The organism is Arthrobacter sp. 754, from assembly GCF_040548695.1.
Lineage (GTDB): Bacteria > Actinomycetota > Actinomycetes > Actinomycetales > Micrococcaceae > Arthrobacter.
Map to the genome: position 1 here is coordinate 358,508 of NZ_JBEPSC010000002.1, position 18,242 is coordinate 376,749.

The following is an 18,242-nucleotide window of genomic DNA, read 5'->3' on the forward strand; positions in this document are numbered from 1 at the left end:
ACGGACGGCCCGCCGTGGAGCCTACAGCGTTTCGGGAATCGGGCGCCCCGGGAAGAGCGCCGCCCACCCGGGATTCGAGGCCGCCTATCAGGCCGCCCGGAAGAGCCTGGCTGAAGGCGGCATCCCCATCGGAGCAGCGCTCGCCCGGGACGGCATGGTCATCGCCAGCGGGCACAACGAACGGGTCCAGAACGCCGATCCGATTGCCCATGGAGAAATGTCGGCGCTCCGCGCCGCCGGCCGGCGGAAGAGCTATCGGGACACCACGCTCTACACCACCCTCGCCCCGTGTGCCATGTGCGCCGGAACCATCGTCCAGTTCAAAATTCCCCGCGTGGTGGTGGGTGAAGCACGCACCTTCGACGGCGAGCTGGAGCTCCTGCGGACACGCGGGGTTGAGGTGCTGGTCCTGGATGATCAGCGTTCCGTCGCCATGATTCGTACCTTCCAGTCCGCCAACCCGGACCTCTGGGCTGAGGACATCGCCGAGTAGGCCTCGCAGTACACTGGCGTTTATGGTGTCCCGTATCAGCGAACTGGTCCTCAACTGCTCCGATCCGGAACTCCTCGCAGGGTTCTGGAGCGGGGTCCTCGGATATGTCGAGCTGGGCCGGGAGGACGGTGCCATCGAGATCGGCCCGCCGGACGCCGGGTTCGGCGGCCTGCAGCCCACCATCATCCTGAGCCCGAGCAACAACCCGCACACCGGACGCCTCCCTCTGCACGTCGACGTCAACCCCGTGGACCGGGACCAGGACGCGGAGCTCGAACGCTTGCTTGCCCTTGGGGCCCGCCCGGCCGATGTCGGGCAGACAGGCAGCGAGCAGTGGCACGTCCTGGCTGACCCTGAAGGCAACGAGTTCTGCCTCCTGCGCAAGCGGCTTGATCTCTGACCGGACGCCGCGGCTAACCCAACAAGTTTCTACCGGTGGCGCTCGTGCCAGCATGGAATGACAACTACCGCGCATCACCGCGGCCAACGAGACGGCCCAGCCTCACAACTGCTGCAGCATCTGCGGAGCCCATATCGGTCGACAGCCACCGGACCAGAAGCCTTGCATCACCGCTGGCACGCACGGCCGAACCGAGGGCCAAATCAAGCTGGTCTCGGAGCAGTTGAACCGCCAACGCACCAGAACGTTGCTGCCACATCACGCGTTTCCGAGGCGGCGGTGACGTGCTTGCCGAGTCTAACGCCTCAGTTCCGCAGGGCGGAACAGCGAAGCCCCCAGCTGATCAGCCGGGGGCTTCGCGAACTTCCAATGTCAGTTTTACTTGGCTGCGACGAATACCTTGTCACCAAACATGCCTGCCCTGACCGCGAGAACGCCCTGAGACGCGGTGGCCGACGGCACTTCAAAAGCCTGATTGCCGGTTGCCGAGCCGCCCTTAAAGAGCGCGTTTGAGCTGATGGGATCCGGTTCTACGATGGACTTGTCGTAGCTGTTCACGGTCCTCCCGTCTGCTGTCACGTATTCGACTGACACGAACGAAGGCGTCTGTCCGTTAGCATCATCGCCGATGTAGGTGACGGAGTAGTTCACGAGGATATATTCCGAACCGGCAGCAGGCGGTTTGTTGAATTGATTGGCAGCGACAACAGCGTCTGTTGCGGCGAGGGTGACCGAGTTGACCACAACGCGCCAGTCCTTGGACTCTATGACAGAGCCGACCGGATATGGTGTCTCGCGGGTCCCGGTCTTTGCAGCGGGAGCTGCCGCTGCCCCTCCGTTAGTGGCGCCTGCCTCCCCGGACGGTGCCACGACTTTCGTGTCGCCGCTGCCGAATGCGTTGCTGGCCGCCGACCCGACGACGGAGAAAAATACGACGACGCCGACAATTGTTCCAACGATTGACAGGATCAAGGCAGCGATGCCCATTCCCTTGGGCTTGTCTTTGAGGAACAAAGAAACTAGAGCCAGAACGAATGCGATCGGCAGCAGAATCCAGCCAACGATCAGGGCTCCTGGCATACAAGCGAAGATAAACCCGAGCGCTGCTGTGATGAGGGCGATGAGGCCCAGTACGTTCAACGGCTTTTTAACCTTCGCCGGCTGAGGCGGGAGGGTCTGCGTTGACGCCCCGTGATCAGCCTGTGCGAGAGATGGGTGGTTGGGCGAAGTCTGCTGTGAGCCCGCCCCAGGGAACTCTGGTGTTGTCATGGCTCAAATATGGCAGACGCAAAAGCCTTTCGCGCCTTTGGATAATCCGTAATTCCGAATATGACAAGCCTAAGTAGCATGACACGTGTTATTTACAACAACTAATGTATTGTTGAACCTTTAACTAAAGATGACCTTGGGTTGCGTGGATCGTGGGTTGTAGGGTTGCGGACGGGTCTGTCTGCAGGAGGGCAAATCTGGCAGTGGGCGCAGATATGTCCCCGGGTCGATATGGGTCTTGGCCATTTGCACGAGGCTGACTGGAGTGATTGCGACGCTGCCGTTCGCCAACGCAAACCGGACCGTCGGGCATGACGTAGAACCGCCGTCGTCGTATCCGTTCCTGATGGCGTGGCCCGGGCGGCGACTAAGTTCTGAGACAGTCAAAGCGTCTCGGGAATCGGGCGTCCCGGGAACAGCGTGGAGTACTGCTTCCTGTACATCTGGCGCCCGACGATGCGGTAGGCAAGCCGGACCGGCGGCGGGATTTCCTTGAACAGTTCCTTACGGTCCGCGGGCGCATTCGTGGCCAGCACCATGCCGAGGTAGGAGACCAGGAACTTCTTGTCGAACTGATCGATCCCGTGCTGCCCGACGCCCTTTACTTCCTTCTCGGTCATCACCCTGTCCACGACGGGCATCAGTTCAGTGACCTCGCGGCGCAGGTGCACGTTGAGGACAGCCGACAGCGCCTCGTAACGCTCAGCGAGTTCCTTGCCATCCTCTGCGTCTGCCGTTTCCATCCACCGCAGGCGGAGAGGCTCGATCTCCTCCAGCCGCTGTGTGACCTGCCTGTGCTGCTCAAGCATCTGCCCGATGTGAAGCACATGCGGGTGCGCGCTCCGCAAAGTTGGGGGTACATGAGCTCGTCTCCCCCTCATGCTGGATGTGGAGCAACTTGTCGAAGTTTCCCAGCACTTCGCCCAGCGGTCTCGCCGGGCTGCAAGGTGAAGAAGTCGGACATTGCTGGGCCCCTAACTCTCGTTACGGCAGACCAGGGCCTCTCCCGGCAGCATCGTTTCGGCTGCCCCCATGCCGCACAAGGGGATTCGGTTTCCGACGGCGGGCGTCCGGGCAGGGGCACGATGGCCCCGTTCTGTTACAGTCAGGCCCCATGACCGAACTCCGTCCCGACGGTCCCCGCGCAGTCGGCTTCCTGCACACAGCACAGGTTCACGTGGCGACGTTCGAGGCCCTGTCCCGGGAGCTGGTACCCTCCGCCCGCACGGTCCACCAAGTGGACCCCGACGTGCTTGAGCTTGCCAGACAGGAGGGAACAGCGGACCGCGTGCGCGCAGTCGTAGCCGGCCATCTTTTCGAGCTCCGGGAGGCCGGGTGCGAGGTCATCCTCTGCACGTGCTCAACACTTGGCGAGGTGGCCGAACAACTGTCGAGGGTCCGTCTCGATGTGATCCGCATCGACCGGCCGATGCTTCGCCGGGCCGTCACCCTCGGCCCGCGGATCGGGGTGGTCGCGGCGCTGGCAAGCACCGTCGAGCCGACCACCCGCGTCCTTGCTGAGGAGGCCGCCCGTACGGAGTCGGCCATAGCTGTCGAGGTCTGCGTGGTGGACGGCGCATGGGACGCGTTCCTGCGCGGAGATGCGGAGGACTACCGCTCCCGCATCGCGACGACGGCCCTCGCGCTCTCCAGCCGTTGCGACGTCGTCGTCCTCGCCCAGGCGACCATGGAACCTGCCGCCGCCCTGCTGGCCGGGCTCACGACGCCTGTCCTGACGAGCCCCCGCTCAGCCGTCGAAGCGGTGGCCGCGGCCGTCCCGTCCAGCTAACGTGCGGCTCCGAACAGCAGGTGGAGGTGGAGGCACAATGAACGGACCGGCCGCTCACAGCGGACCGCACTGCCCCTTGGGGTTGCAGGGTAGTCCTGCCGTGCGACGAGCCCCTGAAACCAAGAGCACCGATCGGAATCGGCTGTGGATGAGATACGAGAACCGCCGGGGGGCATTTAATGGGTCGAGTTACCGCCACGATGGCCGTCTCCAAGTCCGCCCGTTCCAGCATCGCCTAATGATCAGCAGGCCGTCGGTTCGCCGAACGGCAGGGACGTGCCGGCTATCAACCAGGCGCTGCCGTCCCAGTGCATCGCGTACCTGAGCTTCCAGTTTGAACACGTTTGGCCGTTCCTGCCGTGTACTGCGTCCTGGCTTGTTTGCAGGTTGACGTCGGCGGAAAGGGTATCGCCGCTTCCGGTAACGTTGACAACTTCAACCTGTTTCCAATACGAGGATCCCAGGTCAGCGCTCCATGTGGTTGAGTCACCGAAAGTGGCCTGCAGTTCCGGGGTAAGTTGTTTGAACGCGGCGGCGTAGGCCCCTTGGTTGATGCCTTGGCCATGGAGCAGGAGGCTCTGCCCGATGTTCCTTGCTTGATCGTGGCTGGCCTTGACTGTAAGCGGGAAGGAGCCGGAGCCCGGTGCCGGGGCGTTCCCGCAGTCTTTGAGCGTTACCGGCACCGAACGTGCCTGCCATTCCTTGACGGCGGCAGCAGCCCGTGGCGCAGTCACGGCGTAGGCGATGCCTTCCGCCCGGACGTTTTCGTCGAATTCGATGGTGACGATAACCCCTGAAACCTGGCCGTCCTGAGTAATCAAGGGGCCGCCGCTGTTTCCATGGTTGATAGCGGCATCGGTTTGAATCAGATTGCTAAGAACCCGGTTACCCATTTGCTGTTCCGCGTTCAGAGCGCTTACTGTCCCCCGGGTCAGGGTAAAAGGCCGGCCTAAGGGAAATCCGAGGGCAGCAACATCAGTTCCAATCGGCGGTTCCGCCGTTCTGAACTGAAACTGATGACCTTCAACTGGAGTTTCGGTTCTCACGAGCGCTAAGTCAGCTAGGTCATTCGTGCCGAGAGTTGTGGCATTTACCGTTTTACCACCAAATGAAATGCTTATCGCTGACGCTTCCCGCACCATGTGCGCAGCGGTCACGACCAGATCAGGACCGACTAGAAAACCTGTGCCCGTATAACTGCGCTCACACCTCGTGACGCTGAATTGCCCCACCCCCGACTGCACCTGGGCAACGATCTCCGGCCAACTGCTGGGGACGGGCGCCGGGGTCGGGCGCGCACTCGGGGCCGGACTCTGGCTCGGGGCAGCCGTGCTCTCGCTAGGACCAGGCGTTTGAGGTGCGGGCTGGGCGGGCAAACTGGTCGAGGACTGAGGGGAATTTCCAAACCCACCCGCGCAGCCGGACGTGAAAAGACACAAGGTCACAACCGCACAAAAGATGTTGGGGCTTCGCTTAGTGCTCATTCAATGCCTCCCGCTGCTGAAGGAACGGGACAGCACGCTCAGTACGTGGCTGAGAGACCACTCCATAATTCAGATCAGCGCCCCGCTTTTGTTACTTAGTGACCCCAGCGGTGTCATAGTAACACTCGAATTATCTGAGTCTCCGGATGCGTGCATCCAATTTCGGGCACCGGTAATACCTTGCTTTGTGCATTTCCCGCGCGACGGGCTGCACGCTTTCCGCTGGCAGATTGCCCGCGCCACGCACCCAGATGGTACCCGGGCACCGCAACCGCGCCACGACTGTGTTGTCCTTGCTGACCCGCTGGACAACATCACCAAACACACTCCTCAACGACGGCTGGCGGGTGCGCGCCCTCACCAGGAATCCGTCCAGCGACGCAGCGAAGGAGCTGCTTAGACTCGGGGCAACGGCTGCCGTTCGCCGACGGCTACGGAACCGGCGGGCGTAACGTAGTCCCGCCGTCGTCGTTCTATTCGGCTCTGCTGGCCTGGCGACGGAATCCGGGCGCCCTTTCCCCGATTGCACCTTGCGCAGGCGGCGACGAAGTTCCGCAGGCTGGTGGATCCGCCCTTGGACCAGGGGTAGAAATGGTCGCCGTGTTCGGCAGGCCGCGAGCACCGCCGCCGGAACCTTGCTTCCATCTCACACACGCCAGCTGCCCGGGCCATGCCCTCGCGGCGCTGCTGGCGGCTGAAGCGCCGGATGGGGTCCCGTCGCCGGACGTCCTGGCTGCGAATGATCGCCGCAACGATAATCAGCACCACAAGGATGAGGCTGGGCACGGCGGCCGCGCCCAGGACCCGGTCCAACATCCCTCTCAGTACTCCTGTAACCGCAGATATGCCTGCGCCGTCGGCGGTCACGGCTTTGCCCGGCGTCAGCGCTCCGACGGCTGACGCGAACAGCCACACAGTGGTGGCAATGTAGGCCATTTTCAGCGTCTGCCGGGTCCAGTAAATGCGTTTCAGTTCCACTACGTTTTATCCCCAATATGGCTCGTACCTCGAGGTGTCCGGGAACGGCAGGGCCTGAGCTTCGGTACCCTGCCACCGAACTGCTAAGTCTTTATCACTCGCAGCCCACGCCATCGCGGTCGTTGTCGAGACCGTAGATGTCAGATCCGACGACAGTGACGGGTCCGCGGACATACGCCGGACCATTGCCGCTGCCTCCGGCGCAGTCAACGTCAGATGCAATGGGCACACACCCTCCCGCGTAGTTCGGGTCGCATCCGGAGGGCGCTGCCGGCCGTACGGGCGCCGGGGCTTTTGCAGCTGCCGCGGCTGCTGCAGCCGCAGCAGCGGCCTGCTGCTGGCGGGCGGCTTCTGCTGCGGTAGCTTCCTTACGGGCCGCTTCTGCTGCGGCCTGCTCTGCGGCCGCCTTTGCCGCAGCCTCCTGCGCTGCCCTGTCGGCAGCGGCCTTCTCTGAGGCCGCCTTGTCTGCAGCGGCCTTCGCCGCCGCTGCCGCTCGCGCGTCCGTTACCTTTTTCGATTCCGACTGCTCCATCCAGAGCAGCTTCCCGGCGTCGGTCTTGGTGCAGATGAAGACCTTCGGCGCGTACTTTTCGGTCGCGCTTTCGGTGAGGCAGGCGGATGAAGCCGGCGCGGTTAGAGTGGGCGTTGCCGTCGCGGATGAGGACTCACTGCCACGGGAAGAACTGAGAGAGGCCGCCGCCTGACCTCCGCAGGCCGTCGCTGAAATCACGACGGCGACCGCCAAAGCCCCACCGGCCACCCGCCGTCGGGAAATCCGTGAACGCGTCGACGTCCGGAGCATATGGCCAACTTCGTTGTCGGCTGGCTTCCGCGCTTCATTGCGTGGAAAAAGCGTATTCATTTATTGCTCCCGTAATTCAGGTTGATGCGAACTCACCGTGCGGAACGCCATGGAAATTCTGACGCCGATGCATCAAGGCCTCCTCAAGTTCCTCGCAGCTTTGGCTCAGGAACACGCACCGCTGAATCGGGACCGGTGGTTTCGTGCAACTGGCCGGCTTCCCTGTACTCCGGAAGCCTTCCGACGTCTGCGGCGATCATGCACACGTAATTAGGGGTTCAGGTTCAGGACGGACTGCACTACCTTTCTCCTATGGCCATGGGCAAGCAACGGTGCTCTGACCCCCTACAGGAATTTCTACTCAGAAGGAGTGGGAAAGGTCATGAAACAACGAAACAGAATATTTGTAGCCCTCGTCGTCCTGCTGCTGGTTGTTGGCGGGGCGACTTTATTCGTTCTGGACAACACACAGCGGAGCAGGGCCGCGGAGTACACCCCGCAGATCAACCCTGCCGACTTCACCACCAAAATAACCAACAAATACTTCGCCCTCCCCGCCGGCAAGAAGCTGACCTACGAGACCACTGAGCAGGGAAAGGTCACCGAGAGGATCGAAATCGAGATCCTCCGGGAGACCAAAACCATCGAGGGCATTGAGACGGTCATCTATCTGGACAAGGAATTCAAGAACGGCCGGCTCGTCGAGGAAACCCGGGATTACCTGGCGCAACACAAAAACGGTGACGTGTGGTACTTCGGCGAGGACGTGAAGAACTACTCGAACGGGATCGTGGTGAACCGCTCCGGCAGCTTCATCCATGGAAAAGACGGGGCAAAGGCAGGCATCTGGATGAAGGCCGAGCAGCGTGTCGGCGACTCCTACAAGCAGGAGTTTTACCCCGGTCATGCGGAAGATACGCGGGACACCGTGGCCGTCGGCGAGACCGTCACCACGAAAAACCGCGCCTACACCGACTGCGTCAAGGTGTACGACTGGACACCGCTGGAAAAGAACGCCCAGGAGCACAAATATCACTGCCCGGAGGTCGGTGCGTTGGTCTTGACCGTGGACCTGAAGTCCGGAAGCCGCTCGGAACTCGTGAATGTTGTCCAGCCCTAAGCAGCGAAAACCCCCGGCCGGACGGGATCCGGGCGGGGGGTTTCGACGTTTTCGAAGCGCTAGCTTTCGACAGGCTCCACCAGGGAGAAACCATGAACACCGCACCGTCAATCACTGTTTTCGACGTCAACGAGACCCTTTCGGACATGTCGCCGATGGGGGAGCGGTTCGCCGAAGTCGGCGCCCCTGCCCAACTGGCGAAGCTTTGGTTTGCCACGCTGCTGCGGGACGGCTTCGCGCTCACCGCGGCCGGCGGCAACGGCGCCTTTGCCGAGATTGGCGCAGAGGCCCTGCGCGGCCTGCTCGCCTCTTCTGATTTACGGTTGGATCTGGACCAAGCGGTGGAGCGTGTCATGGCGGGAATGGCAGGACTCGGCCTGCATCCCGACGTTCCGGGAGGCGTCCGGGCCCTGCGGGCAGCCGGATACCGGCTGGTCACACTGACCAACGGCTCCGCCCAGGTCGCGGAGAAACTTTTCGCGGCCGCCGGGATCCGGGACCAGTTCGAACGGCTGCTGTCCGTGGAGGATGCCCCCGCTTGGAAACCGGCCCCGGCCGCCTATCACTACGCCGCCAGAGCCTGCGGCGTGGAACCGGGAGAAATGCTGTTGGTGGCTGTTCACCCCTGGGACATCCACGGCGCAGCGCAGGCCGGGCTTGCAACGGCATGGATCAACCGCACAGGATCCACCTACCCTGCCTATTTCTCCGCACCCGACTACACCGTGGCTTCCCTGGAGAAACTGCCGGAGGCCCTCGGGGCGGGACCGGCGTAGCGGTCCTTGAGGCGGTGGGGGTTACGCACCGAGCCGGTGGGCAAGTTCAATAATGCTCGACGCCGTGAGGTCCCAATCGCTCTCTGGCGTCAGGTCCGCCACCTGGCCAGGGCCGTATTCGGTGGGACGCGCGATGAACGCCGTTGCCAGCCCGGCCTCCCGGGCGGCACGCACGTCGGTGTTGTGTGCGGCCGCGAGCATCACCTCGCCGGGCCAAAGGTCCAGGAACTCCGCAGTTCGAAGGTAGGCCGCCGGCAGCGGCTTGTACGTGCGCGTCATGTCCGAACCGATGATCACGTCCCAGGGAAGACCGGCGTTTCTGGCCATGTCCAACAGCAGTGAGGTGTTGCCATTGGACAACGGGCCCACGATGTAGCCGCGGCGGACCGCGGCCAGGCCCTCCACGCTGTCGGGCCAAGGGGGCAGGCGGTGCCAGGATCTGTTCAAGTCCTCCAGGGTCCGTGCGTCCAGCCGGTCCGGGTCGAAGCCGTGGCTGCGGAGCACCTGGTCCAGGTTTTCGCGGTGGAGGGTGTCCAGGGTGGCGAATTCACGGGATCCGGAGCGGATGGCCTCCATGGCTGGCTGGTACAGCGCGCGCCACTCATTGGCGAACGCCTCGGCGTCGAGCTCCTGCCCGCGCGCAGCGGCGAAGGCAGCCACCTGCCGCGCAACGCCGGTGCGCCAGTCCACCACCGTGCCGAACGTGTCGAAGAGGACGGCGCGCACCTCGCACCCCGTTGATGGTGAACGGTATGGCTGGAACCTCATGTCCTGTCTCCTTCCCTGCCCGTAGTCTGGCAGCATGCGAACTGATTTCAGCCCCACTGACACGTCCGCCCGCGATTTCTACCGGCTCCTCACCGCCGTGGTGGTGCCCCGGCCCATCGCGTGGGTCTCCAGTGTCTCCCCGGAGGGCGTTGACAATCTTGCCCCGCACTCGTTCTTCACGGTGGCTTCCACGAATCCGCCCATTGTGCAGTTCACGTCGGTGGGGGAAAAGGATTCGCTTCGCAACATCACCGCATCCGGCGAGTTCGTGGTGAACCTTGCCCCGGCCTCGCTGCTGGAGGAGGTCAACGCCACAGGCACCAATTTCCCGCCGGACGTCAGCGAGTTCGACGCCGCCGGCCTCACACGGGAGCCGAGCCTCACCGTGGGGGCGCCGCGGGTCAAGGAATCCCCGGCCGTGTTCGAATGCCGCCTCCACTCGGTCCTGCCGATGGGAGACTCCATCCTGGTCTTCGGCGAAGTGACGCACGCTGCCGTGAGCGATGCGGTCTTGGACGGGAGCCACCCGCGGATCGAACTGCTGGAGCCGCTGTCCCGGCTTGGCCTGGACGAGTGGGGCACCCTGGGCACCATCCAGGACCTCAACCGGATCCGGCTTAAGGACTGGCCGGGGCATTTCCGCCCGAAGGCGTAAACACTGAGGGCAAGGGAAGGGAAAGGGGCGCCCGTCAGGACACCCCTTTCCCTTCAGCCCCGCAGTGTTAGCCGAGGCCGAGCTGCACGAACACGAACCACACCAGGAGCGGCACTACGCCGATCATGGCGATGGCCCAGAGGAGCAGCGCCCGGAAGAACATCCGCTCGTCCTTGGGCTGCGCGCTCGCCATCAGCAGGGCGCCGCTGGTGGACATCGGGCTCACGTCAACCACCGAGGAGCTGATGGCAATGGCCGTCACAACCCCGATGGGGGTGAGCAGCGGATCCATGGCAATGGGTGCCACCACCGGGCTGATCACCCCGAGGGTGCCGGTGGTGGAGGCGAAGGCCGAGACGATGGCCACCACATAGCTGGTGAGCAGGGCGGCAAGGGAGCTGTTGCCCAGGCCGGCGATGCCTTCCTGGAGTTCCTTCAACGCACCCATCTTTTCCAGCATGCCCACGTAGGTGACGATGCCTGTCACCAGGATGATCGCGGACCACGGCATGCTTTCCACTGCCGGCTTCTGCACGCTCGAGTCCAGGACGATCAGCACGGTGGCAATGACCAGCGAAGCGACGCCGACGTCCAGGCCCAGGACGGTGGTGAGCACAAGCAGTGCGCCGATGCCTATCAGGGTGAGGATCCGCATGGGCGTTGCGGCTACCTTCTCGGTGCCGGTCCGGGTGGTGTTTGAGGTACCGACGCCGGTGTGCGCCGGGGCGGTGAGGACAGCCGTTGCTGTCCCGGCCGGGCCTGTCGCGCTGCTTCCGGAGGGAGCGGCAGCACCGCCGTCGTGCCTTACATCTCCAGCGTCACCGGTCTGGTGACCGGCCTCCGCCTTGGCTGTGCGGCGCTTCATGATGGCCTGTACCAGGACATAGGCGATCGCGGCCAGGATGGCGTTGAAGACGAAGCAGTAGGCGTAAAGCTTGAAGGAATCGTCCGCGGCTCCGGCGCCGTCCAGCATCTTGTTGGCCAGTACGCCGAAAGGGTTGACCGGGGAGAAAGCGCCGGCGTTGGCGCCCTGGACAATGACGAGGCCCATGGCAAGGGTGCTGATGCCGAACCGCATGCCCAGCGCCAGGCCTACCGGCGCCACGATGGCGATCGCCGCGGGGGTGAACGCGCCGGCCGAAGCCAAGGCGGCCGTCAGCAGGAACATCAGGATGGGGACCAGGATCTTCCGGTCGCCGGCAAGGCGTTCAGCCCAGTACGCCAGCAGGTCGATGGTGCCGTTGATCCGGACAATGGCGAAGAGCAGGGTGGCACCCACCAGGATGAAGAACAGCCCGGCGGGGAACTGGCCGATGACGTCTTTGATGGACATGCCGGCCAGGAGGGTTCCGACGCCGAACGCGGCCACGGTGGCCAGCAGGCCGGCGTTGATTTTGGTGAAGGAGCCGACGGCGAAGGCCGCCACCAGGACCAGGAACGCGATAAGTGACAGGGACACGGTGCCGCCCGCCTAGGAGTTCGCGGGGGTCAGGACGCCGGCGCCGGACAGCAGGCTGCCGGCTCCGGTGATGGCGGGCCGGTGGCCTAGGGCCTTGAGAATCTCGTACGTGGTGGCCGTGGCCGCCGTGATGACGGGCAGCCCCAGTTCGTCCTCCACCGCCTGGACCGCGGCCAGCGACGGCATCTGGACGCAGGCCGAAAGCACCACGGCGTCTGCACCTTCGCGCTGCAGGCTGCGGGCAAGCGCGGGCAGGTTCTGCGGGTCAAGGCAGCCGACGTCAAGGTTGTCCGCCACCTCGAGGCTGATCGCGTCCAGCACGGTGATGCCCGAGCCTTCGATGTAGTCCACAACCATCTGGGTGAGCGGCTTCATGTAGGGGGTGATCATGGCCACCTTTTGTGCGCCGATTTCCTGCAGGGTCCGGACCAGGGCGCCTGCGCTGCTGGTGACGGGGGCAGGGTGCCCGTTGCCGGCGGCGGCGTCCGCGATGACTTTCTCCGAGCCCACGTGGGCTTCGGGGCCCTGCGCCATGACGGCGACCAGGCAGGCATAGGCGATGACGTCCACGTCGGCGTCCGAGACCGCCTCCGCGCAGTCAGCTGCCTTGCCCACCATCGCCAGCAGCTCTTCCCGGGTGACCTTCTTCATGCCGGCGCGGGCCGAGTGGAACGTGTATTTGTGGCCGGTCGCCTCGGCCTGGCGGCGGAACAGCTCCGGCAGTTCAGTCTCCATGGTGGTGTTGGAACTGGGGACGATCAGTCCCACCCGGGAGGAGCCCGGGCGCTTGGGCTCGGGCGCGGTTTCGGAAGTGATGTCGGGGATGCTCATGGTTTCTCCACGTCTTTGTGCTGGTACTTGGGGGTGTGACCCACACTGCGGGTTCGGTTCCCATGATGTGGGTCACGGCGGTAGGATGTCAAATAGATCACGTTCCGAGGGTCCGCTTCCGGCTCACTAAGCTGGAGGCTGCTCGCGGAAAAGTAGTTGAAAGGACGTACAAGTAGTGGCGACGGAACCGGGCGCTGGGGCCTCACCCCTGCTGGTCCTACACAAGGTGGCGGAAATCCTGGACTGTTTTACCGTCGAGGCGCCGGAGCCGACGCTCCAGCAGATCATCCGCATGACGGGGCTGCCGTCCAGCACCTGCCAGCGGCTGGTGCAGAACATGCTGCGGGAGGGCTTCCTGGACCGCGACGGCGACCGGTACCGGATCGGTATCGGGCTGGTCCGCTGGGCTACGCCCGGGACATTCGGGCTGGACGTGGTCCGGCTGGTGAAGCCGGTCCTGCAGCAGTTGCGCGATGAGACCGGCGAAACGGCATGCCTGTACGTCCGCGACGGGGCCTTCCGGACCATCATTGCCGTGGCGGAGACGCGCCATGTGGTGATGCGGCCGTTCATGGTGGGCATGGTGATGCCGCTTCATGCCGGGGCCCCGGGCAAAATCTTTCTTGCATTCGACCCCGACGCCTGGGACGCCCTGGACGAGCACGGCCTCGATCGCTTTACCCCGGACACGCCGGTCTCCTTGGAGCTGCTCCGGGAGCAGGCCGCGGTGGCCCGGGAGCAAGGGTTCTACGCGGCTTTCGGGGAACGGAACGAGGACGTGGGTTCCATCAGCGCACCTGTGTTCGACCACGCAGGGCGGCTCGCTTGCGCCATCGGCCTGGGATTCCCGAACCAGCGGATCCGCCCCGCGGACGTTGAACGGCTGGGTCCCGTGGTTGCCCGCGCAGGCCTCGAAGCCAGCCGCGCACTCGGGTATGACGGGACCCACGCGGCTGGCTGACACCTCTGCCAACCGGCCGGGCATGCGGGCGGCGCCCACCCCTGAAGGTTGCTTATAACGTCAAATGGCCCCGACAGCATGTGAAGCTGCTGTCGGGACCATGGCCGCCTACTGATGTGGCGGTATTACTGCCTGCGCGCGAGCGACCTAGGCGTGTGCCTTGGCGTGGCCCTTGGTGAGGATGACGGCGAGGGCAACCATGCCGACGCCGAGCAGCAGGTGCAGGACGTTGTCGAAGCCGTTCAGCGGAACGAAGTTACCTGCTGAATCCTGGGGGACCACCAGGCCGTAGACGAACAGGACCAGGTAGATGATGCCGCCGTAGAGGAGGAACGAGCGGGCGCCCGTGGCCGTCCGGGCCAGCATCAGGCCCGCCGCGCCGAAGAGGAGATGGACGATGTTGTGCAAGGCCGAGACCTGGAAGAGGCCCAGCAGCAGGGCTTCGGAGTGGTGCCCCGCGAAGTGCAGCTGGTCATAGTTGGCCGTGATGCCCGGAACGAAGCCCAGCACGCCGACCAGCAGGAACACGGCACCCACAACCATGGATGCCTTCTGGACGTTGGTGCGCGTTGAGGTGGGGGTGTTGGTGTGTGTTGCCACGGTGAACTCCTGAAAGCGATATGTGGTTGCGGCTACGCCGGCTTTTTGCCTGCCTAACCGACGGGTTATGCCAGCTATTCGGGCTATGTCGGATTTCGGATGGGTGCAGACTTGATAATTTGCCCGACCGCACTAGCCAGCTACCCCCGGGCCACCAGCCCCGGCACGCCGTCCTGGATCGCGAAGGAGGCTTTCGTGCTGACGGGGGAGCCCGGCGTCGTGACGTAGTCCAGGACCCGGAAGTCGGCGGTCATCGCGTCCTTGGTGATGGTGGTGTTCACGTAGCCACGGTTGTCGTTGTAGAACTTCAGGTGCGGGTTCCAGGGCATCACGGGATCGACGGTGGAACCTGTGCCGTTGCCGGTGGAGGTGATGGAGGTGCAGACCAGTTCGGAGCCGACCACCGGGGAGGCGGGGTCCTTGTAGTCGACCTTGACGTCGTTGGCCCAGTTGCGGTGCACGTCGCCGGTGAGGACCACGGCGTTGCGGACGTTCGCGTCCACCCAGCCCTGGGTGATGCGGCGGCGGGAGGCGGCGTAGCCGTCCCACCCGTCCATGGAGACGTCGTCGATCTCGGGGGCGGCGTTCCTGTCCTTCTCGGCGAAGAAGACCTGCTGGCCCAGGATGTCCCAGCGCTGGGTGGAGTTCCTGAACCCGTCAAGCAGCCACTTCTCCTGCTCGGCGCCTGTGATGGTGCGGTCCTCGGCCAGGCGCTCGGTGACGTTCTTGCGCCAGCCGTCGCCGGCGAGCTGGTCGTCGCGGTACTGCCGGGTGTCCATCATGTGGAAGTTGGCCAGCTGGCCCCACTGCAGCTTCCGGTAGATCTTCATGTCGGCACCCGCCGGCACGGACGAGGCCCGCAGCGGCATGTTCTCGTAGTACGCCTGGAACGCGGCGGCACGGCGCTGCCGGAAATGCTCGGTGGTGTCGTTCAGCTGGGCGGGGTCAGTGTTTTCCGGGATCTCGTCCGCCCAGTTGTTGTCCACCTCGTGGTCATCCCAGACCACCAGCCACGGTGCGACCGCGTGCGCAGCCTGCAGGTCGGCGTCGGCCTTGTACTGCGCGTGCCGCTGCCGGTAGCCGGCCAGGGTGGTGGTCTCCGGGCCCTCGTGGTCGCGCGGGTTGCCGCCGCCGATCACGTAGCTGCCCTTCTTGTACTCGTACAGGTAGTCACCAAGGTGCAGCACCAGGTCCGGGTGGTCCTGCGCCAGCCGCGAGTAGGCGGTGAAGTAGCCGTGCTCGTACTGCGCGCAGCTGGCGAACGCCATGGCCAGCGCGGCAGGCGTCTCGTGCAGCGCCGGGCTGGTGAGGGTGCGGCCCACCGGGCTGATGTGCCGGCCGGTGCGGAACCGGTAGAAGTATTCGCGCCCCGGGCGCAGCCCCTTCAGCTCCACGTGCACGGAGTGGGCGGTTTCGATCCGGGCCTGCTCGACGCCGCGGGCTACGACGGTGCGCATGCCGGCGTCTTCGGCGACTTCCCAGGCCACCGCGACGTTGCGGGCGGGCATGCCGCCCAGGCCGTCCCCGGCCACCGGGTCCAGCGCCAGCCGGGTCCAGATCACGAAGCCGTCCGGCCACGGCTCGCCGGAGGCGATGCCCAGCAGGAACGGATCGGTGCGGAGGCCGGCGTCGTCCGCGGTTGAAACGGCGACGGCGGCACCCGGCCAGGCGGCGACGAGCCCGGCCCCGAGGCCGGCGGTCAGGAGGGATCTGCGTGAAATGTTGTCCATGGCCCCGACCGTACGGAGGCCGGTTGGACGCGTTGTGAGGGCGGCGTGAATGGACAGTTAACTGCGTGACAAGAACAGTTAACCTGGGACGATTCCCCGTTTGCGGGAGTTTAGGGCGTCGAACTGCTTCTGCCAGAGAGCCAATTCCTCGTCCACGTAGCGCCGGTGGGCCGGAGTCCACTTGGGCCAGATGTCGGAGGGGGCCGGGGCTGGTGCAGGCCGGGGTGCGACGTTGCGAACTGGAGCTACTGCCCGGGGCGGAGCCCGGTGGGGGAGAGGGCGCTGGACTTGGGGAGTGTTCCGCCTGACGGCGGAGGCTCTCTTCTGGCCGGGCCGCTCTACCAGGCTAAGAATCCCGAGTGCCAGATGGGACAGGCCCCAGACGATGCCGCAAATGACAAAAACGGCAAGGAGGAAAGCAATCCAAAGTATGAGTCCGATGAAGACCAACATGGTCTATTTTAGCTTCCCGGCCCTCGATTGCGGCAGGTTGATTTCTGTAATGGAGGTTGTCCGCCCCAGCCCTTCAAGGACTCACAAAGCCGGAAGTTCCGCCGGACGCCCTTGGTGCATCAGATCCTCTCCCGATCCCGGTTGTTGAGAAAGATCCCGACCAGGGCAGCCGTGAAGAGGCAAAGGGCCGCGTTGGTTCCGATGGCGGCCAGTACCGCGTTCAGTACCGTCCCCGGGGCGGCGCCGCTGGTGCCGTGGCGGAGCAGCGACGCAGCGATGACCGTGCTCATGACCGGGATGCCGATGGTGATGCCGATTTGCTGGCTCATGGTGGTCAGTCCGGTGGCGAGGCCTTGTTCGGTGTCGGGGAGTCCGGTGGTGGCTGTGACCATGAACCCGACGATCGCGGCGAGGTTCGCCACACCTCCGACGAATGTGGCGATCAGCACGATCACAAGAGATGCCTGGCCGGTGTTGATGAAGAGCAGGGAGCCGGTAGCTGCGGCCTGGATGGTGAGACCGGTGATGATGGTGTTTTTGTGACCGTGTTTGCCGATCAGTTTCGGGGCGACGACCCCGCCGACTACGGTCCCGATGCCCAGTACGGCGAACGCCAGCCCGGCCCCGAGCGGTGTGTAGCCGAGGACCTGCTGTAGGTAGAGGGTCAGGACGAACACCAGTGAGGTTTCGGTGGCGAAGGCCAGAATCCCAGCGATGTTACCCCAAACGATGTTGTTCCGCCGCAGGATGTCTACTGGCACCAGCGCATGTGCAGTGTTCTTTTCGATGAAGAAGAAGCCACCGAACATGATCACACCTGCGGCCAGTGGTCCCCAGGCCAGCGTTTCGGCCCAGCCCTTTTCGCCGGCGGTGGCCAGGCCGAACACGAGCAGCAACAGTGCGAGGGTGACGGTGACCGCGCCCGGCACATCCAGTTTCGTTCGCTGGCCGCGGTCGGACTCGGTCAGCAGTTTCGGGGCGAGGACGAGGACGAAGATGACGATGGGGATGTTGATGAGGAACGCCCACCGCCAGGAGAGCAGGTCGGTCAGCAGCCCGCCGAGGATCGCGCCGGCGGTAAACCCGGCAGCCATCAAGGACCCGTTCAAACCCAGGGCTTTGTCACGCACGTGTCCTTCCGGAAAGGACGTGGTCAGCAAGGACAATGCGGCCGGGGTGACGGCTGCGGTGGCGAGGCCTTGGGCGACTCGGGCGGCCAGTAGCAGTCCGGGGTCGGTGGCGAGTCCGCCGGCCAGTGAGCCGGCACCGAGCAGCGCCATGCCGGCGATGAAGAGCCGCTTGCGGCCGAAGAGATCAGCGACCCGGCCGAAGAACAGGGTGAACCCTGCAGCGCACAGCGCGAACGCTGTGGCGACCCACTGCAGGTGCTCCAGGGAGAACCCGACATCGGCCCCGATCCGGGGAAGCGCTACGTTCAGAATGGAGAAGTCCACCGCGAGGGTAAAACTCGCGGTCAAAAGCAGAATCATGGTCAGCCGCTGCCGCCCCGTCATCCGGACAGGGGCAAGTCGAACGGGAAGTCCCGGTGGTGTGGTGACTTGAGCGAGGGGCGAGGTGTCGTTTGCAGTCATCGGGGATGTATCCAATCAGTGAGGTGCGTGGGCGGGGTTCCTTTCCACCCTGTCAACTCAGATCAGAAACAGACACGCCGCG

At 64.4% G+C, this 18,242-nt stretch carries 18 protein-coding genes; 7 read left to right on the plus strand and 11 right to left on the minus strand.

Annotated features, from left to right (window positions below):
- The first annotated feature begins 37 nt into the window (after positions 1-37).
- Both ABIA70_RS07125 and ABIA70_RS07130 read left to right on the plus strand, forming a co-directional pair.
- Positions 38-493, plus strand: coding sequence for a nucleoside deaminase (locus ABIA70_RS07125; protein ID WP_354147332.1), 456 nt, complete (start codon positions 38-40; stop codon positions 491-493).
- Positions 494-515: 22 nt separating this feature from the next.
- Positions 516-893 carry a VOC family protein gene (locus ABIA70_RS07130; protein ID WP_354146893.1) on the plus strand — a complete coding sequence of 126 codons (378 nt, stop codon included), beginning with the start codon at positions 516-518 and terminating at the stop codon, positions 891-893.
- A 378-nt stretch (positions 894-1,271) separates the two neighbouring features.
- Here the strand turns inward: ABIA70_RS07130 and ABIA70_RS07135 are convergent, their stop codons facing one another.
- Together ABIA70_RS07135 and ABIA70_RS07140 are read right to left on the minus strand one after the other, a co-directional pair.
- A complete protein-coding gene (locus ABIA70_RS07135; protein WP_354146894.1) occupies positions 1,272-2,033 on the minus strand; it encodes a DUF4352 domain-containing protein in 762 nt (253 codons plus the stop codon).
- A 512-nt stretch (positions 2,034-2,545) separates the two neighbouring features.
- Positions 2,546-2,971, minus strand: a complete 426-nt coding sequence (locus ABIA70_RS07140) for a hemerythrin domain-containing protein (protein ID WP_354146895.1) — start codon at positions 2,969-2,971, stop codon at positions 2,546-2,548.
- 305 nt (positions 2,972-3,276) lie between these two features.
- On the opposite strand from ABIA70_RS07140, the gene ABIA70_RS07145 reads away from it, so the two are divergent.
- Positions 3,277-3,951, plus strand: coding sequence for an aspartate/glutamate racemase family protein (locus ABIA70_RS07145; RefSeq protein WP_354146896.1), 675 nt, complete (start codon positions 3,277-3,279; stop codon positions 3,949-3,951).
- Positions 3,952-4,193: 242 nt separating this feature from the next.
- Here ABIA70_RS07145 and ABIA70_RS07150 read toward each other — a convergent pair whose 3' ends face one another.
- The 3 genes from ABIA70_RS07150 to ABIA70_RS07165 form a co-directional block, all read right to left on the minus strand.
- Positions 4,194-5,183, minus strand: a complete 990-nt coding sequence (locus ABIA70_RS07150; RefSeq protein ID WP_354146897.1) for a S1C family serine protease — start codon at positions 5,181-5,183, stop codon at positions 4,194-4,196.
- A gap of 648 nt (positions 5,184-5,831) precedes the next feature.
- Positions 5,832-6,413 carry an HNH endonuclease gene (locus ABIA70_RS07160; protein WP_354146898.1) on the minus strand — a complete coding sequence of 194 codons (582 nt, stop codon included), beginning with the start codon at positions 6,411-6,413 and terminating at the stop codon, positions 5,832-5,834.
- A gap of 94 nt (positions 6,414-6,507) precedes the next feature.
- Entirely contained in the window at positions 6,508-7,275 is a 768-nt protein-coding gene (locus ABIA70_RS07165) for a hypothetical protein (RefSeq protein WP_354146899.1), read from the minus strand.
- A gap of 322 nt (positions 7,276-7,597) precedes the next feature.
- Here ABIA70_RS07165 and ABIA70_RS07170 point away from each other — a divergent pair, with 322 nt between their 5' ends.
- On the plus strand, positions 7,598-8,335 hold the full coding sequence (locus ABIA70_RS07170) for a hypothetical protein (RefSeq protein ID WP_354146900.1): 738 nt from the start codon (positions 7,598-7,600) through the stop codon (positions 8,333-8,335).
- Between the two features lie 92 nt (positions 8,336-8,427).
- Positions 8,428-9,111 carry a haloacid dehalogenase type II gene (locus ABIA70_RS07175; protein ID WP_354146901.1) on the plus strand — a complete coding sequence of 228 codons (684 nt, stop codon included), beginning with the start codon at positions 8,428-8,430 and terminating at the stop codon, positions 9,109-9,111.
- Between the two features lie 21 nt (positions 9,112-9,132).
- Here the strand turns inward: ABIA70_RS07175 and ABIA70_RS07180 are convergent, their stop codons facing one another.
- Positions 9,133-9,879 (minus strand): haloacid dehalogenase type II, encoded by a 747-nt coding sequence (locus ABIA70_RS07180; RefSeq protein WP_354146902.1) that lies wholly within the window; start codon positions 9,877-9,879, stop codon positions 9,133-9,135.
- A gap of 34 nt (positions 9,880-9,913) precedes the next feature.
- Between ABIA70_RS07180 and ABIA70_RS07185 the strand changes: the two genes are divergently transcribed.
- Entirely contained in the window at positions 9,914-10,534 is a 621-nt protein-coding gene (locus tag ABIA70_RS07185; protein WP_354146903.1) for a flavin reductase family protein, read from the plus strand.
- Positions 10,535-10,601: 67 nt separating this feature from the next.
- On the opposite strand, the gene ABIA70_RS07190 is transcribed toward ABIA70_RS07185, so the two are convergent.
- Positions 10,602-11,993: an SLC13 family permease gene (locus tag ABIA70_RS07190; RefSeq protein ID WP_354146904.1), complete on the minus strand. Its 1,392-nt coding sequence runs from the start codon at positions 11,991-11,993 to the stop codon at positions 10,602-10,604.
- Positions 11,994-12,005: 12 nt separating this feature from the next.
- Positions 12,006-12,824 (minus strand): maleate cis-trans isomerase family protein, encoded by an 819-nt coding sequence (locus tag ABIA70_RS07195; protein ID WP_354146905.1) that lies wholly within the window; start codon positions 12,822-12,824, stop codon positions 12,006-12,008.
- 175 nt (positions 12,825-12,999) lie between these two features.
- Here ABIA70_RS07195 and ABIA70_RS07200 point away from each other — a divergent pair, with 175 nt between their 5' ends.
- Positions 13,000-13,785 carry an IclR family transcriptional regulator gene (locus tag ABIA70_RS07200; RefSeq protein ID WP_354146906.1) on the plus strand — a complete coding sequence of 262 codons (786 nt, stop codon included), beginning with the start codon at positions 13,000-13,002 and terminating at the stop codon, positions 13,783-13,785.
- Between the two features lie 147 nt (positions 13,786-13,932).
- Here the strand turns inward: ABIA70_RS07200 and ABIA70_RS07205 are convergent, their stop codons facing one another.
- From ABIA70_RS07205 to ABIA70_RS07215, 3 genes are all read right to left on the minus strand, one after another.
- Positions 13,933-14,385 carry a DUF4383 domain-containing protein gene (locus ABIA70_RS07205; RefSeq protein ID WP_354146907.1) on the minus strand — a complete coding sequence of 151 codons (453 nt, stop codon included), beginning with the start codon at positions 14,383-14,385 and terminating at the stop codon, positions 13,933-13,935.
- Positions 14,386-14,525: 140 nt separating this feature from the next.
- Complete coding sequence (locus ABIA70_RS07210; RefSeq protein WP_354146908.1) at positions 14,526-16,115, minus strand: alkaline phosphatase D family protein; 1,590 nt, start codon at positions 16,113-16,115, stop codon at positions 14,526-14,528.
- A 572-nt stretch (positions 16,116-16,687) separates the two neighbouring features.
- On the minus strand, positions 16,688-18,160 hold the full coding sequence (locus ABIA70_RS07215; protein WP_354146909.1) for an MFS transporter: 1,473 nt from the start codon (positions 18,158-18,160) through the stop codon (positions 16,688-16,690).
- Positions 18,161-18,242: the final 82 nt, after the last annotated feature.

Excerpts from the sequence above, each read along its gene's own strand:
- ABIA70_RS07130 (WP_354146893.1), top strand. The coding sequence starts at position 516 with ATGGTGTCCCGTATCAGCGAACTGGTCCTCAACTGCTCCGATCCGGAA.
- ABIA70_RS07140 (WP_354146895.1), bottom strand. The coding sequence starts at position 2,971 with ATGCTTGAGCAGCACAGGCAGGTCACACAGCGGCTGGAGGAGATCGAG.
- ABIA70_RS07145 (WP_354146896.1), top strand. The coding sequence starts at position 3,277 with ATGACCGAACTCCGTCCCGACGGTCCCCGCGCAGTCGGCTTCCTGCAC.
- ABIA70_RS07165 (WP_354146899.1), bottom strand. The coding sequence starts at position 7,275 with ATGAATACGCTTTTTCCACGCAATGAAGCGCGGAAGCCAGCCGACAAC.
- ABIA70_RS07170 (WP_354146900.1), top strand. The coding sequence starts at position 7,598 with ATGAAACAACGAAACAGAATATTTGTAGCCCTCGTCGTCCTGCTGCTG.
- ABIA70_RS07175 (WP_354146901.1), top strand. The coding sequence starts at position 8,428 with ATGAACACCGCACCGTCAATCACTGTTTTCGACGTCAACGAGACCCTT.
- ABIA70_RS07180 (WP_354146902.1), bottom strand. The coding sequence starts at position 9,879 with ATGAGGTTCCAGCCATACCGTTCACCATCAACGGGGTGCGAGGTGCGC.
- ABIA70_RS07185 (WP_354146903.1), top strand. The coding sequence starts at position 9,914 with ATGCGAACTGATTTCAGCCCCACTGACACGTCCGCCCGCGATTTCTAC.
- ABIA70_RS07195 (WP_354146905.1), bottom strand. The coding sequence starts at position 12,824 with ATGAGCATCCCCGACATCACTTCCGAAACCGCGCCCGAGCCCAAGCGC.
- ABIA70_RS07210 (WP_354146908.1), bottom strand. The coding sequence starts at position 16,115 with ATGGACAACATTTCACGCAGATCCCTCCTGACCGCCGGCCTCGGGGCC.
- ABIA70_RS07215 (WP_354146909.1), bottom strand. The coding sequence starts at position 18,160 with ATGACTGCAAACGACACCTCGCCCCTCGCTCAAGTCACCACACCACCG.